The sequence below is a fragment of the Aestuariivita sp. genome (genome assembly GCF_021404545.1).
Lineage (GTDB): Bacteria > Pseudomonadota > Alphaproteobacteria > Rhodobacterales > Rhodobacteraceae > Aestuariivita.
This window is the reverse complement of the sequence record NZ_JAAWWD010000033.1, coordinates 41,255-55,081: the sequence shown is the minus strand read 5'-3', so window position 1 is coordinate 55,081 and position 13,827 is coordinate 41,255. Positions and strand designations below refer to the sequence as shown.

Sequence of the window (13,827 nt, the reverse complement as noted above, 5' to 3'; positions counted from 1 at the left end):
CCAATTACGGACCAAGTCCGAAGGCAAAACTCTTGGTGTAGCTGCATATAGCTTCCCTCGGCGCCGTGTGTTAACAGCCCCCACCCAGTGCGCGGCGCCGAGGATCTTCTCCATGCCTCTTACGTGAATGCCTATGGTCTTTGATTGGTCCGTTAACTATTAACGGTATGAAAAAAACCAAAGACCTGAGGGAAGGGGCCAATATGCGCGATTTTCATCAGCCGGGCCGATCGGCCGTTCTGGCCCAGAACGGAATGTGCGCAACATCGCACCCGCTGGCCGCACAAACCGCCATCGACATTCTCAACCGCGGTGGAAACGCGATGGACGCTGCAATCGCGGGCGCGGTTCTGCTTGGGATTTGCGAGCCGCAAATGACCGGCATCGGGGGTGACTGTTTTGTCTTGTATTCCCGCGCAGGCAGCGATGAGATCCGGGCATTGAATGGATCGGGGCGTGCTACGGATGCCAGCTCTGCCGCCGATTTGCGCGCGGTGGGTCACTCTGTTCTGCCGCCCTACAGCCCGTACGCCGTCACAATCCCCAGCGCGATCGACGCCTTTTGTCACCTGTCGGACACCGAGGGAAAGCTGGGGCTGGACACCCTGCTGGCCCCCGCGATCCGATATGCGGAAGACGGCGTGCCCGTCGCCGCGCGCGTTGCGTTTGACTGGGCCAACGACGCCGAAACATTGCAAGGCCACGCGCGCGAAATCTATCTGGTCAACGGTCGTGTACCGATGCCGGGCGATATCTTTCGGGTGCCCGGCCAGGCCGAGGTCTTGCGCCGCATTGCCAAGGGCGGCCGGGACGCCTTTTACACCGGCGAAGTGGCCGAGGATATGGTGCAAAGCCTGCGCGCCATGGGTGGAGCCCATACCATAGAGGACTTCGCGAATGTCCGTTGTGATGAAGCAACGCCTGTCAGCGGTCTCTATAAGGGCACCGAACTGGTGGAGCATCCGCCCAACAGCCAGGGTGCCATCGCGATCCTGATGCTCAACATCCTCAAGCATTTCGACATCGCGGCGATGCCCCCCCTTGGCAGCCAACGCGCGCATATCGAGGCCGAGGCGGCCAAGCTTGCCTATGACACCCGCAACCGGTTTCTGGGCGATCCGGATCACACCGCGCGGCTGGACCATATGTTATCCGAAGACACCGCTGCCGAACTGGCCGCCCTGATCGACCCGCATCGGGCGATGAAGGGCCCTGCGGCGCTGTCGGAGGCCGTGCATAAGGACACCGTCTATATCACCGTGGTGGACAAGGATCGCATGGCGGTCTCACTGATCTATTCGATCTTTCACGGCTTTGGGTCCGGCATTGCCAGCAATAAATTCGGCATCCTGTTCCAGAATCGCGGCGCCGGCTTTACGCTGGACGACGGCCATCCGAATGAAATGGCCCCGGGCAAGCGGCCCGCGCATACGATCATCCCCGGTATCCTGCGTGAGAATGGCCGCGTGACCATGCCCTTTGGCGTGATGGGTGGACAGTATCAGCCCAATGGCCACGCCCGAGTTGTGAGCAATATGATTGATTTCGGAATGGATCCGCAATCCGCCCTGGACGCGCCACGCGCCTTCTCGGACAATGGCACCATGAAGGTCGAGCGCGGATATTCCGATGCCGTGCGCCAGGAACTGGCCGATATGGGTCATGCAGTCAGCGTGCCTGACACCCCCATTGGCGGCGCACAGGCCATCCTGATCCATGACACCGGCATTCTGGAAGGCGCCAGCGATCCGCGCAAGGATGGGTGTGCTCTGGGATATTGACCGGGGCGGCGGGACAAGTCCCGCCCTACGGCGTCACATCTCAGTTAAGCTGGAAATGCAGAGGATAAGCGCCATCCTCGAACGGGCCGAACATCTCGTCGATATCGGGGTGTTCGACCGGCTCACCGGAGTAATCCGCGATCAGGTTCTGCTCGGACACATAGGCCACGTAATAGGACTGATCGTTTTCTGCCAGAAGGTGATAGAAGGGCTGGTTCTTGACCGGGCGGTTCTCTTCGGGGATCGCCTGATACCATTCTTCGGTATTGGAAAACTCCGGATCCACGTCAAAAACAACCCCTCGAAACGGGTGTTTTCGGTGCCGGACAACCTGCCCGAGATGATACTTTGCACGTGTCGTATACATAGTCTTGCAGCCCCTGAATTTCGGGTTTAGCCGGTTTGCACCCGTTTTGTCCAACAATTGCCATCTTTTTTCCCGGAAACAGTCTGTGAACCTTGCCGTAACAGTGCTTGAAATCGTCGCCCCGGTTTTCCTTTTGGCCGCGATCGGGTTTGTCTGGGTCAAACTGGGCGTCGAATACCGCATCCGATTTGTCACTCAGCTGTCGATGACGCTGGGCGTGCCCTGCTTGATCTTTACCGCCCTGATGCAGACTGAGATTGATCCCGCCGCCCTCACCAGCCTGTCGCTGGCCGCCATTGCCGCCTATGGCGGGGTCACGGTGGCCGTGATGGTCCTGATCCGTCTCATGCGGCTTGAGGGGCGGACATATACCGCGCCGATCATCTTTGGCAATACCGGTAATCTGGGTTTGCCGCTGGCGCTGTTTGCCTTTGGCGAGGTCGGCCTTGGGTATGCGGTGGTTGTGTTTGCGGTTATGGCGATCTTGTCGTTCACCTTTGGGATCTGGCTGGTGGCAGGGGGCGGTTCTCCGTTCAAGGTGCTCAAGGAACCGATGGTTGCGGCGACGCTGTTGGGGGCGCTGTTTTTGTGGCAAGACTGGCAGACACCGCGCTTTTTGACCAACACGCTGGAACTGATCGGGCAAATCGCGATTCCGCTGATGCTGATCACGTTGGGTGTTGCGGTGGCGCGGCTCACCCCCGGGGGGATGGTCCGCGCGGTCCTTTTGTCGCTGGCGAAACTGGCAATCTGTGTTGCGGTGGCCTGGGGCGTGGGAATGCAGTTTGCCTTGGATGACGTTGCTTTTGCGGTGCTTGTCTTGCAGGTGGCCACACCTGTGGCGGTCACATCGTACCTCTTGGCCGAGAAGTACGGAGCTGATGCCGATGCGGTTGCGGGGCTGGTCGTCGCCTCGACGCTGATGGCGGTTCTGGCCCTGCCGGTGTTGCTGGCGGTACTGATCTGAGGGAAAAGTGATTTCCCAAGACGCCCCAATCCTGTAAACTACCCGCAAAACAAGAAAGACAAATCGCGAGAGGCAGGATGAGCAGATCCCTTCGCGCAATGCTATTGGTGCTGATTTTGGCGTCCTGCGGGGGTGGATACAACTCCGCCCCGCGTAACCTGGACAATGCCTGCAGCATCGTCAGCGAGCGCCCCGAATACCTGCGCGCATTCCGCGCGACCGAACGCCGATGGGGGGTTCCGGTCCATGTGCAGATGGCGACAATCTATCACGAGAGCCGGTTTATCGGCGATGCGCGCCCGCCGTATCGATATGTTCTGGGCATAATTCCGATGGGCCGACAATCGACCGCGTTCGGCTATTCTCAGGCGCTGGACGGGACCTGGGACGAATATCGCCGCGAGACTGGAAAACGCGGTGCCCGGCGCGATCGGATTCGCGATGCAAGCGATTTCATGGGCTGGTACATGGCCGGATCCCGCGAGCGGCTGGGCATCGCAATGACCGATGCGCGCAATCAGTATCTGGCCTATCACGAGGGGCGCACCGGCTATGCACGCGGAAGTTACAAGCGCAAGAGCTGGCTGATGCGAGTCTCAGGGCAGCTTCAGGCACGTGCAGAGATGTATCAAGGGCAGTTGGCCTCGTGCCGGAGGGCGCGGCGCACGTAAACGCGGCGGAGATCACCACATGCGCGAGCCTGTTTGAGGCTTGGGTTGTGCGGGGGTGGCGGGACAGGTCCCGCCCTACAGGCTAACGGTCGTTGCCTTCGCCAATGATCTGCGTGTTGAAGAGAGCGTCACCTAGTGTGCCGCCTTTTTCGAGCGATTGCAGAATAACGGTCGTCTGACCTCCACCGCTGTCGTTGATCACCCATTTGCGCAGCTCGACCGGATCGGCCGTGAAGCTGAGCTGAATGTTGCCGTAATCGGGGTTTTCGGGGTCCTGCGCGGTCACCACAGTGGCGGTTCCGTCAAAGCTGTGGCCCGTTACCATGTTTGCGCGGTCCAGATCCACGGTGCGCGCCAGGATGATCGACAGCGGCGTCCGGCTGAGCGGATAGCTTTCGGGCGCGGTATTGGATTTGGGGTCAAGGATCACCACTGCGCCCCCGCCCGCCACGACGACGGCCTGCTCGGGTGGGTCATACTCAAACCGCATCCGCCCAGGCCGCTTGATATAAAGCGTGCCAGTCGACAGCGTGCCGTCGTCATTGATCTGGGCAAACGGCGCCTCGACCGTGGTCAGATCGTTAAGATAGGTGGAAATCGCCGCAAGCGGCAATTGCTCGGCCCAGGACGGGGCCGCACTGGCCAGAACAAAGCTGGTTGCAATAAAAAATCGTTTCATGCCGGATATCTAACCATGCCTGTAACCCATTGCACCCACCCCGGCCTCACATCGTCGCGATAGGCGAACTCTTACTGTTCCGGCACCAGGATCTCGCGTTTGCCCACATGGTTGGCGGCGGACACAAGGCCCTCCTCCTCCATCTGTTCCACCAGACGCGCGGCCTTGTTGTACCCGATGGCCAGCTTACGCTGGATATAGGACGTAGAGCATTTGCGGTCCTTGATCACGATCTGCACCGCCGTGTCATAAAGCGCGTCTTCGCTATCGGTATTGCCACCAAGACCCAGTACCAGGTCGATATCGCTTTCCTTGTCATCATCGGGACCATCCAGAACCGAACCGACATAAGACGGCGGACCAAAGGCCTTGAGGTGGTTGACGATCTCCTCGACCTCTTCATCCGATACGAAGGGCCCGTGACAACGGGTGATCTTGGCCCCCCCCGCCATGTAAAGCATGTCGCCCATGCCCAGAAGCTGCTCGGCGCCCATTTCACCAAGGATGGTGCGGCTGTCGACCTTGGAGGTCACCTGGAACGAGATCCGGGTCGGGAAATTGGCCTTGATCGTGCCGGTGATCACATCGACCGAGGGGCGCTGCGTGGCCATGATCAGGTGAATCCCGCTTGCACGCGCCATCTGTGCCAGGCGCTGAATACAGGCCTCGATCTCCTTGCCCGCAACCATCATCAAATCGGCCATTTCGTCCACGACCACGACGATATAGGGCAAGGCCTCGGGCGTTGTCTCTTCGGTTTCGAACACCGGCTCACCGGTGTCGTCGTCAAACCCGGTCTGCACGGTACGCGAGAACATCTCACCTTTTGCAAGCGCCTCGCGCACACGGCCGTTATGGCCTTCGATGTTGCGTACGCCCATCTTGGACATCTTGCGATAGCGTTCCTCCATCTCGCCCACGACCCATTTCAGGGCAACGACCGCTTTCTTGGGGTCAGTCACCACAGGAGAGAGCAGATGCGGGATGCCGTCATAGACGCTGAGTTCCAGCATCTTGGGGTCGATCATGATCAACCGGCATTCCTCGGGGGTGAGCTTGTAGAGGAGCGACAGGATCATCGTATTGATCGCCACGGATTTACCCGACCCGGTGGTGCCCGCGATCAAGAGGTGAGGCATCTTGGCAAGGTTCGCCACGACCGCGCCGCCGCCGATATCCTTGCCCAGCGCCAGCGGCAGGCGCATGTTCGAATCCCCGAAATCGCGGGAGGCGAGGATTTCGCGCAGCACCACCTTTTCGCGGTGCTCATTGGGCAATTCGATGCCGATCACGGACCGGCCCGGAACGGTAGAGACCCGCGCCGAGAGGGCCGCCATCGACCGGGCGATATCGTCGGCCAGACCAATCACGCGCGAAGCTTTCAAGCCCGGCGCAGGCTCCAGCTCGTACATGGTGACGACCGGCCCGGGGCGCACGCTGACGATCTCGCCTTTCACTCCGTAATCGTCCAGTACGTTTTCCAGCATACGTGCGTTTTCTTCCAATGCCTCATCGCTCAGATGATGGCGCTGGATGCTTTCTGGGTTTTCCAGAAGGCTCAGCGGCGGCAACTCAAACGCGCTGGCCTGCTCGTCTTCAAAGGCAAGCGTCGGCTGCGCTTCGGCTTGCGCGCGGCGGGATGGCGCGGGGGCTTTGCGGGGGACATTCTGGACAACCTTGCGCGGCTCGGCCACCGGGATCGGGGGTGCGGCGGGCGCGGGGTCTTGCAAAGGCAGCACCTGGGCCGGACGGTCCTGCGCTGCGCGCGGTGGCGCGGTCAACGGCGGCTCGGTCCGCATCTGGGGGGGCGGCGCGGTCAGCGGCGGTTCGGGCGGCGCGCCCTCGTGCGGCTTGTAGATCAGCGGATCGGGTCCACGGCCCCGCCCTTGGGTCAAGGGTGCATCGATACTGGGATCTCGTACGGGCGGCTGCGCAACGCGCGATTTGATCACGTCAGCGATCTTGGCTCGGATGCGGTCCTCACCGGGCATATCTACCGCATCAAAGCCCTGCGTCGGCGCTGTCTCGACCAGTTCGGGATCCGGCAGCGGCTCAGGCCTGCGGATCAGCGCGGCAAGCAGTCCCGGCCGGGTCTGAGGCTGTGGCTCCACAGCGGATGCCTCTACCCAAGGCTGGGCGGCCCCGCGTGTCAAGGGCGGCTCCGCTGGGGCGTAGGTATTCAGCGGCACAGGGGTCGGTTCAGCATAGGATTCCTGTTGGGTCTCGGCATAGTCGGCTTGCGCCCGCGCCACAGCACGGCGTTCGGCATGGCGCGCCTGCAAGGCCTGTGCCGTGGTCACCGTCTGGCCTGCGGCGCGGCCCAGAACGGTCATCAACCCCGCATAGAGCATCACGATCCCGATCATCAGGAACCGCATTAGGCGCATCACTTCGGGACGGGTAAAGCCCAGAACAAACGCGCCCATCGCCAACATCCCGACCGCCAGGACCAGCGACACGAGCTTGACCCCGACAGCCGAGCTGAGCGGCAACAACGTCAGAAGCACACCCATCACCGTATCGCCAAATAGACCGCCCAGCCCAAAGCTGTGGACGCTGATCCAGTCGGCCCCCGGCACCAGCGTTGCGGCATAGACCGACAGCAACGCCACGGCGATGGGCGCAAAGATCAGGCGACCCACCGCACGCTCGGTGCCTCTGTGAAATGCCAGTCGCGCGCCCCAGACCAACAGGATCAGCGCGATCGCCCAACTGCCCCAGCCCACGATCATGAACAGCGGTGCGGCAATCGCCGCCCCGAACCGACCCATCAAGTTCTGAACCGGCGCGTCGGTGGAGACCATCCAGTTGGGATCGTCCGGCGTATAGGATCCGATCATCAACGCGGCCATCAGCCCCAACACGATCAGGATCAGGCCAATCAGCTCCTTGCCCCGCCGTTCGATGGCGGCCTGCATGGAGCTGTCCAGAAGCGGATCGCGGCTGCGTTGGTTCAATGATGCCATACTCGTCCCTCAGATCTTATGCGAAAAGACAGTCGCGCAGGGTGGTCAACCCGCGGGCCATCTCGTCTTTTGGAGCCACCATGGCGACCCGGATGTATCCTCGACCGGGGTTTTCCCCGTCTGCGTCCTGGCTCAGATACGCGCCGGGCAAAACCCGGACGCCTGTCTCTTGCCAGAGTTTCAGCGTTGCTGCCTCGCCATCCGCGACCGGTAACCAGAGGAAGAACCCCGCTTCCGGGCTCACATACCCCGGTACCTTGCCCAGAATGTCGTCGGCTATGGCGTATTTTTCAGCGTAAAGGCGGCGGTTCTCGGTTACGTGGTCTTCATCCGCCCAGACCCGCGCCGCAGCGGCCTGAAGCGGCGTCGGCAACGGCGCACCGGCATAGGACCGCAGAAGCTTCGTGCGTTTGATCGTCTCGGTCCCGCCCGCAATAAAGCCCGAGCGCAGACCCGGCAGATTCGACCGTTTCGACAGCGAATGAAAGATCAGGACCCGATCAGGGTCCGCACCCATTTCGCGCGCCACTTCCAGCGCCCCGATTGGCGGCGTGTCGCGGTAAATCTCGGAATAGCATTCATCGGCGAAGATCTTGAAATCATAGCGCTCGGCCAGCGCGATCAGATCCTGCCAATAGGATTTCGTCGCCACTGCCCCCTGCGGGTTGGCGGGCGAACAAATATAGGCAATCGCGGTCCGATTGAGGACATCGGCAGGCAGAGAGGCATAGTCCGGCAAATGCCCCGACTGACCGGTCGCAGGCACAAATCGCGGCTCGGCACCCACCGAGATCGCAGCGATCATATAGACCTGATAGAAGGGGTTCGGTGACAGGATGACCGGCTGCTTGCCACCCTTGATTTCCGGGCACAGCGCCATCGCGGCATTATAAAGCCCTTCGCGCGTGCCGTTGAGCGCCATCACCTGGGTGTCGGCATCCACCGTCACGCCATAGCGCCGCCCGACCCAATCCGCGATCGCGCAGCGCAGCGCGGGCGAGCCTTCATTCGGTGGATAGCTGTTAAACCCCTGGGCCTGCGCGACAATTTCATCTGTAACCCACGCGGGAAAGGCGTGTTTGGGCTCACCGATAGTCATATGCACCACGTCCCCGCCCGGCGCATGCACGTCAAGCAGTGCCCGCAGACGCGGAAACGCATAGGCCGGTAGGTTCGAAAACCGCTCGGGGAACTTCATCAAAAAACTGCCTCTGCACCGGGATCGTTTACGCCCCGTTTGGGATGAAATTACATGTGTGCAGGCGGCGCGTCCAGAAAAAGGAACGCGCTGGCAGTCATTTGTGGCATTTAAGCCAGAGCGGCCTCCGCCGCGACACCAACACGCAAAAGCGCCTCTTCCATGTCGGGAGCACCCAACAGCATGATGCCGCAGGACGGGACCCCGGTGGGGAGCGTCAATGCACACAGCCCCATCAGATTGCCGACCCGGGTGTTCCGCAAGGTCAGCAGGTTTTCGGTGACATAGTAATCGGCGTCTTTTCCCAGCCGGTCTAGGTTGGGGGGCAGGTTCGGCGCGGTGGGCGCCAGCACCGCATCAAACCCGGCTGTGGCCGCGTCCCAGGCCGCGCGGGCGGCGTCGACCTTGGTCCAGGCAGCGACGTAATCGGGCCCGGTGACGTCTTGTCCTGAGCGGAACCGTTCCAGGATCTGGGGGAACATCTTTTCGGGGGCGGCCTCGATCACGTCGCGCCACAGGCCATAAGCCTCGGCGGCGAAAAGAACCGGCGATTGCGCCATGGCATCCTCCAATTCGGGCACCGCCAGCTTTTCAACCGTTGCACCGGCGGCCCGCAACCGCTCCACCGCGTTCTCATAGGCTGCAAGCGGCTCGGGCCGGATATCGTCCAGCACACTGGTCTGAAGTGCCGCAAATCGCCGCCCCGCCAACGTAGCACCCCGCAGATCGGGACCCTTATGCCCTTCCATCGCACCCAGCAACAGCGCGGCATCCTCAACAGTGCGGGTCAGCGGGCCCACGGTGTCGAATTTCAGGCACAGCGGCACGACCCCCTCCAGGGTCAGCCTGCCGGATGTGGTCTTTAGCCCCACCAGATCGTTCCAGGCCGACGGGATCCGCACCGACCCCCCTGTATCAGATCCGATGGCGGCAGCCGCAAGGTCAAACGCGACCGACGCCGCCGCACCCGATGACGATCCGCCTGGCGCCGCACCGGAATCGTTCACATTGGGCGAAGTTGCGGTCACCGGATTGAGGCCCAGACCCGAAAACGCAAGCTCGCTCATATGGGTCTTGCCAAGACAGACCAGCCCCATTTCGGTGGCGTTGCGCAGAACAACCGCATCCGCCTCTGGCATGCGTCCTTTGAGAAGGGCCGACCCGGATTCGGTGGCCACGCCTGCGGTATCAAAGAGGTCTTTCCAACTGATCGGCACGCCGTCGAGCGGGGACAGGCGCCGTCCGGCCTTGGCCCGGGCCTGTGCCGCGTCAGCCTCCGCGAGGGCCCGCTCCCGGGTGAGGCGCGCATAAATGCGCGGGGTTTCGGGATGGGCGTCGATAGCGTCCAGATATGTCACTGTCAGCGCCAGCGGCTCGATCTCGCCCGCGGCGATGCCACGCCCCAGCGCGCCCGCACTCATGCTCAGCCAGTTCTGCATCATCGCCCCTTTCCTTGCCGGTCCGCACCACGGTAGCGACAGGACCGCACATGGACAATCCCGGTCCCGTGCCCATAGTGCGGGCCATGGAAGATGACTGCGATATCCTGATCGTCGGCGGCGGTCTGAACGGCCCTGCTCTGGCACTGGCCATGGCACAGAACGGTCACCGCGTGACCGTGATCGACGCGCTGCCCGAAGCCGTACGCGGCGATGCGGGGTTTGACGGGCGCGCCTATGCGCTGGCACTGGGATCAAAGCGTCTCTTGGAGGCGATCGGCATTTGGGGCGCGGTTGCGGACCACGCGCAGCCGATGCTGGAGATCAAGGTCACGGATGGTCGGGCCGGAGAAGGACCCTCGCCTTTTTGGATGCATTTCGACCATGCCGAGATCGAGGAAGGCCCGATGGGATTTATGGTCGAAGATCGGCATCTGCGCCGCGCCTTTCTTGAGGCCATGGCGCACGAAGACCGCATCACCCATCTAAGCGGAAGATCCGTCACCGCCCAGCAGATCACCACAACCGGCGTCGCGGTCAGGCTGGAGGACGGCAGCAGGATCACAGGCCGGGTCCTGGTCGGCTCCGACGGACGGCAAAGCGGCACCGCAGAACGCGCTGGAATCAAACGCACCGGCTGGCGCTATGGTCAGACGGCCCTGGTCTGTGCCGTGACGCACGAAAAACCCCATGGCGGGGTGGCCCACCAGTTCTTCATGCCTCCCGGCCCGCTTGCGATTCTACCCTTGACCGGCAATCGCAGCTCGATCGTGTGGTCCGAAACAGACGCCGAAGCCGCACGGATCAACGCGCTGAGCGATGACGATTACCTCGACGCATTGCGGCCCCGGTTCGGCAGCTTTCTGGGCGAGATTTCGCTCGCTGGCGCGCGGTTCACCTATCCGCTGAACCTGACGTTGGCCAACAGCTTTGTCGCCGACCGGCTGGCGCTGATCGGTGATGCCGCACATGGCGTCCACCCGATCGCGGGCCAGGGCCTCAATGCCGGGCTGCGCGATGTCGCGGCCCTTGCTGAGACGCTCACACTGGCGGCGCGGCGTGGCGAGGATATCGGCTCGGTTCTGGTTCTGGACCGCTATCAGCGCTGGCGCCGTTTTGACACCGCCACGCTGGCGCTGGCCACGGACGCGTTCAACCGGCTCTTTTCAAACGACAACCCCCTGCTCCGTGCGGCCCGGGATATTGGCATGGGCGTGGTCAACGCCCTGCCCACCTTGCGCCGCGCCTTCATCCGCGAAGCCGCAGGTCTCACCGGGGATCTGCCAAAACTCATGCAGGGAAAACCGATCTAAGTCTGGACCACTGCATTCTGAGTGGCTTGGGTTCGTCAAAGAACCGAAGCGATGTGTCGCCGGGAGGAAACACGCGACCGTCCCGCCTGCGCGCTTGCACAACATACCCTTCCTCCGCGCGGAAATACGTCGCGCAGACACCACCGAAATCCTCGACAACACCGACCATTAGATCAAAGTCACGCCGAAGCCGCGCCGATACTGCGTTTCCATGCCCTTCGGAGAGACCGCTTGCGTCGGTGCAAACACCCGCGGTTTCGATTTTGCTTCGGCTGATGATCTCGTGCGGCACCAAGCCTTGAGAGATCCTCACCGCGCCGATTTCGCGGGTTTCGACCGTATCACCGGATATCGAAAAACGCATCTGAGCCAGGCAGGTGTCGCTTACCGGATCTTATTGCGAACAGGCAAACTGCGCGCGATGTGCAGCCAGGTTGGACGTCAGGCTCACCTGCTCTTCTTTTGGCAGGACCTGTCTTGGTAACAATGCCACCGGGCTGCAAGCCGCAACACCGTCCATTACCCCCTCGACACCAATAAACATCTTCGGAAACAATATCTTATCCCATATGGGCCCATCCGCCTGAGAGCAGGCCGTATCACGCGTTTTGCGTCAACGCAGGCGATGCCGCACGTTCTGGGGAAAGATCACTCTAGCGCGCGCGCCTCGTCCACCAGCATGACGGGGATCCCGTCGCGGATCGGAAAGGCCAGGTTGGCCGCTTTGGACACAAGCTCCTGCCGCTCTGCATCATAGTGCAATGTGCTGTGGGTCACCGGGCAAATCAGCGCTTCGAGCATGTGGCGGTCAAACCCGGCTGGGTGGTTTTCTCTCACTGCAACATCTCCTCGCTCGACCCGCCACGCAGAGCAAACTCGATCAGTGTCACCAAGGTCTCGCGGCGCGTAGGGAGCGATGGTGCCTCAAGCAAAGCCTGCTTATCCTCGGGCTCGAAATCCAGAAGCATCGACAGCGAATTGATCAGGAGCTCATCATCGGCATCCTTCAGCGTCTCCCAATCGGTCGATAGGCCGCGCGCCGTGAAATACTTCTCCAAAAGACGCATGAGGGAGTGCCGGTCAAAGCCTCTGTCGTGCTCTTCCGGTCCGCGATCGCGATCGAACCCCTCCCATTTGACGGTGCATTTGCGATATGGGGAGAACCCGGACACCTCTTCAACCACCCGAAAGCGAGAGATGCCGCTGAGCGTGACCAGATATCTGCCATCCTCGGTCTCGGAAAACTGGGTGATCTTTCCTGCGCAGCCAATGTGGTGAAGGCCGTCCTTTTTGCCGCGCATTGGATTGGGCTGTACCATTCCGATCAGTCGGGTGTCTGTTTTCAACGCGTCCTCGAACATTTGCAGATAGCGGGGTTCGAAAATATGCAGCGGCAACCGCGACCGGGGCAGCAACAGCGCCCCCGGTAACGGGAAGATGGCAATTGTCTCGGGCAAATCGGCGGCTTTGATCATAACGGCTGACCTAGCTTGCGCACACGATCAGGCAAATATCATCGAACTCAATTTGCGCCGACCGTTCAGCGCAACCGGATCATTGGGCTTGAGCGCCTCGAAAATAGTAAAGAGCTGCGCCTTGGCCGCCCCGTCATTCCACTCCCGATCCTGACGGAAAATTTCCAGCAGATGGTCAACCGCCGCCTGCCCATCCCCCTCAGAATAAAGTGCCTGCGCCAGATCATAGCGCGCCTGATGATTGGCGGGATCGGCATCGACCTGGGCCTGCAACTCGGCCACGGGGCCGATGTTTTGCGCCTGACGCGCAAGCTCCAGCTGCGCATGCGCGGCTTCCAGCTCAGGCGTTGAGGCAATCTCGGCCGGGGCTCCGTTCAGGATCGCTTCGGCCTGATCCAGATCGTCCATGGCGATATGCGCGCGCACCAGACCGCCGTAAGCGGCCGGGTGGTTGGGCTGTTCACCCAGAATGGCGGCAAAGGTCTGTGCGGCATCCACCGCCGCGCCTTCGGCCAGCATTTCCTCGGCGGCGGTCACCGCATCATCCAATGCCTCACCGGGCGCCTCGCCACCGGCGGCCTTGATGACACGCTCGACAAAGGCTGTGATCTCGGATCCGGGCAGCGCGCCCTGAAACCCGTCCACCGGCTGGCCCTTATGGAACGCATAGACCGTCGGAATCGACTGGATCTGCAACTGCCCGGCCAGCATCTGCGCTTCGTCGACATTGACCTTGACCATCTTCACCGCGCCCTTGGCGGCCTTGACAGCCTCCTCCAGCAGCGGACCCAGCGTCTTGCACGGGCCGCACCAGGGCGCCCAGAAATCGACGATCACCGGCACGGTCTGCGAGGCTTCGACCACGTCGGCCATGAACTCCGCCTCGGAGCTGTCCTTGATCAGGTCGCCCGCGTCGGGGGCGGATGAAAGTCCCAGATCCATCATCTGTCTGTCCTTGGCTTTATGCGTTG

The 13,827-nt window shown here is 61.8% G+C and carries 12 protein-coding genes; 4 read left to right on the top strand and 8 right to left on the bottom strand.

Annotated elements, in window-relative coordinates:
- The first annotated feature begins 203 nt into the window (after positions 1–203).
- Positions 204–1,781 (top strand): gamma-glutamyltransferase family protein, encoded by a 1,578-nt coding sequence (locus tag HEP69_RS09530; RefSeq protein WP_290558279.1) that lies wholly within the window; start codon positions 204–206, stop codon positions 1,779–1,781.
- Positions 1,782–1,821: 40 nt separating this feature from the next.
- On the opposite strand, the gene hspQ is transcribed toward HEP69_RS09530, so the two are convergent.
- A complete protein-coding gene (gene hspQ, locus HEP69_RS09525; RefSeq protein WP_290558278.1) occupies positions 1,822–2,148 on the bottom strand; it encodes a heat shock protein HspQ in 327 nt (108 codons plus the stop codon).
- 85 nt (positions 2,149–2,233) lie between these two features.
- Between hspQ and HEP69_RS09520 the strand changes: the two genes are divergently transcribed.
- Both HEP69_RS09520 and HEP69_RS09515 read left to right on the top strand, forming a co-directional pair.
- A complete protein-coding gene (locus tag HEP69_RS09520; protein WP_290558277.1) occupies positions 2,234–3,115 on the top strand; it encodes an AEC family transporter in 882 nt (293 codons plus the stop codon).
- 77 nt (positions 3,116–3,192) lie between these two features.
- Positions 3,193–3,786: a lytic transglycosylase gene (locus HEP69_RS09515; protein WP_290558276.1), complete on the top strand. Its 594-nt coding sequence runs from the start codon at positions 3,193–3,195 to the stop codon at positions 3,784–3,786.
- A gap of 82 nt (positions 3,787–3,868) precedes the next feature.
- On the opposite strand, the gene HEP69_RS09510 is transcribed toward HEP69_RS09515, so the two are convergent.
- From HEP69_RS09510 to HEP69_RS09495, 4 genes are all read right to left on the bottom strand, one after another.
- Positions 3,869–4,465: an outer membrane lipoprotein carrier protein LolA gene (locus HEP69_RS09510; RefSeq protein WP_290558275.1), complete on the bottom strand. Its 597-nt coding sequence runs from the start codon at positions 4,463–4,465 to the stop codon at positions 3,869–3,871.
- A 71-nt stretch (positions 4,466–4,536) separates the two neighbouring features.
- Positions 4,537–7,431 carry a DNA translocase FtsK gene (locus tag HEP69_RS09505; RefSeq protein WP_290558274.1) on the bottom strand — a complete coding sequence of 965 codons (2,895 nt, stop codon included), beginning with the start codon at positions 7,429–7,431 and terminating at the stop codon, positions 4,537–4,539.
- Positions 7,432–7,447: 16 nt separating this feature from the next.
- The gene (locus HEP69_RS09500; protein WP_290558273.1) at positions 7,448–8,629 is read right to left on the bottom strand and encodes an aminotransferase class I/II-fold pyridoxal phosphate-dependent enzyme; all 1,182 of its coding nucleotides are present in this window, start codon (positions 8,627–8,629) and stop codon (positions 7,448–7,450) included.
- Positions 8,630–8,739: 110 nt separating this feature from the next.
- Positions 8,740–10,068, bottom strand: a complete 1,329-nt coding sequence (locus HEP69_RS09495) for an amidase family protein (protein WP_290558418.1) — start codon at positions 10,066–10,068, stop codon at positions 8,740–8,742.
- An 86-nt stretch (positions 10,069–10,154) separates the two neighbouring features.
- On the opposite strand from HEP69_RS09495, the gene HEP69_RS09490 reads away from it, so the two are divergent.
- Positions 10,155–11,381 (top strand): FAD-dependent monooxygenase, encoded by a 1,227-nt coding sequence (locus HEP69_RS09490; RefSeq protein ID WP_290558417.1) that lies wholly within the window; start codon positions 10,155–10,157, stop codon positions 11,379–11,381.
- Positions 11,382–12,029: 648 nt separating this feature from the next.
- Here the strand turns inward: HEP69_RS09490 and HEP69_RS09485 are convergent.
- Genes HEP69_RS09485 through trxA form a run of 3 tightly spaced genes read right to left on the bottom strand, consistent with a single transcriptional unit; the run spans position 12,030 to position 13,801 of the window.
- Entirely contained in the window at positions 12,030–12,182 is a 153-nt protein-coding gene (locus HEP69_RS09485; RefSeq protein WP_290558416.1) for a Trm112 family protein, read from the bottom strand.
- Positions 12,183–12,214: 32 nt separating this feature from the next.
- The gene (locus HEP69_RS09480) at positions 12,215–12,856 is read right to left on the bottom strand and encodes an LON peptidase substrate-binding domain-containing protein (protein WP_290558272.1); all 642 of its coding nucleotides are present in this window, start codon (positions 12,854–12,856) and stop codon (positions 12,215–12,217) included.
- 27 nt (positions 12,857–12,883) lie between these two features.
- Entirely contained in the window at positions 12,884–13,801 is a 918-nt protein-coding gene (gene trxA, locus HEP69_RS09475; protein ID WP_290558271.1) for a thioredoxin, read from the bottom strand.
- Between the last annotated feature and the right edge of the window lie 26 nt (positions 13,802–13,827).

What these genes read in the sequence shown, in the direction of transcription:
- HEP69_RS09530 (WP_290558279.1), top strand. Translation starts at nt 204, where the DNA reads ATGCGCGATTTTCATCAGCCGGGCCGATCGGCCGTTCTGGCCCAGAAC.
- hspQ (WP_290558278.1), bottom strand. Translation starts at nt 2,148, where the DNA reads ATGTATACGACACGTGCAAAGTATCATCTCGGGCAGGTTGTCCGGCAC.
- HEP69_RS09515 (WP_290558276.1), top strand. Translation starts at nt 3,193, where the DNA reads ATGAGCAGATCCCTTCGCGCAATGCTATTGGTGCTGATTTTGGCGTCC.
- HEP69_RS09510 (WP_290558275.1), bottom strand. Translation starts at nt 4,465, where the DNA reads ATGAAACGATTTTTTATTGCAACCAGCTTTGTTCTGGCCAGTGCGGCC.
- HEP69_RS09505 (WP_290558274.1), bottom strand. Translation starts at nt 7,431, where the DNA reads ATGGCATCATTGAACCAACGCAGCCGCGATCCGCTTCTGGACAGCTCC.
- HEP69_RS09500 (WP_290558273.1), bottom strand. Translation starts at nt 8,629, where the DNA reads ATGAAGTTCCCCGAGCGGTTTTCGAACCTACCGGCCTATGCGTTTCCG.
- HEP69_RS09495 (WP_290558418.1), bottom strand. Translation starts at nt 10,068, where the DNA reads ATGCAGAACTGGCTGAGCATGAGTGCGGGCGCGCTGGGGCGTGGCATC.
- HEP69_RS09490 (WP_290558417.1), top strand. Translation starts at nt 10,155, where the DNA reads ATGGAAGATGACTGCGATATCCTGATCGTCGGCGGCGGTCTGAACGGC.
- HEP69_RS09485 (WP_290558416.1), bottom strand. Translation starts at nt 12,182, where the DNA reads ATGCTCGAAGCGCTGATTTGCCCGGTGACCCACAGCACATTGCACTAT.
- HEP69_RS09480 (WP_290558272.1), bottom strand. Translation starts at nt 12,856, where the DNA reads ATGATCAAAGCCGCCGATTTGCCCGAGACAATTGCCATCTTCCCGTTA.
- trxA (WP_290558271.1), bottom strand. Translation starts at nt 13,801, where the DNA reads ATGATGGATCTGGGACTTTCATCCGCCCCCGACGCGGGCGACCTGATC.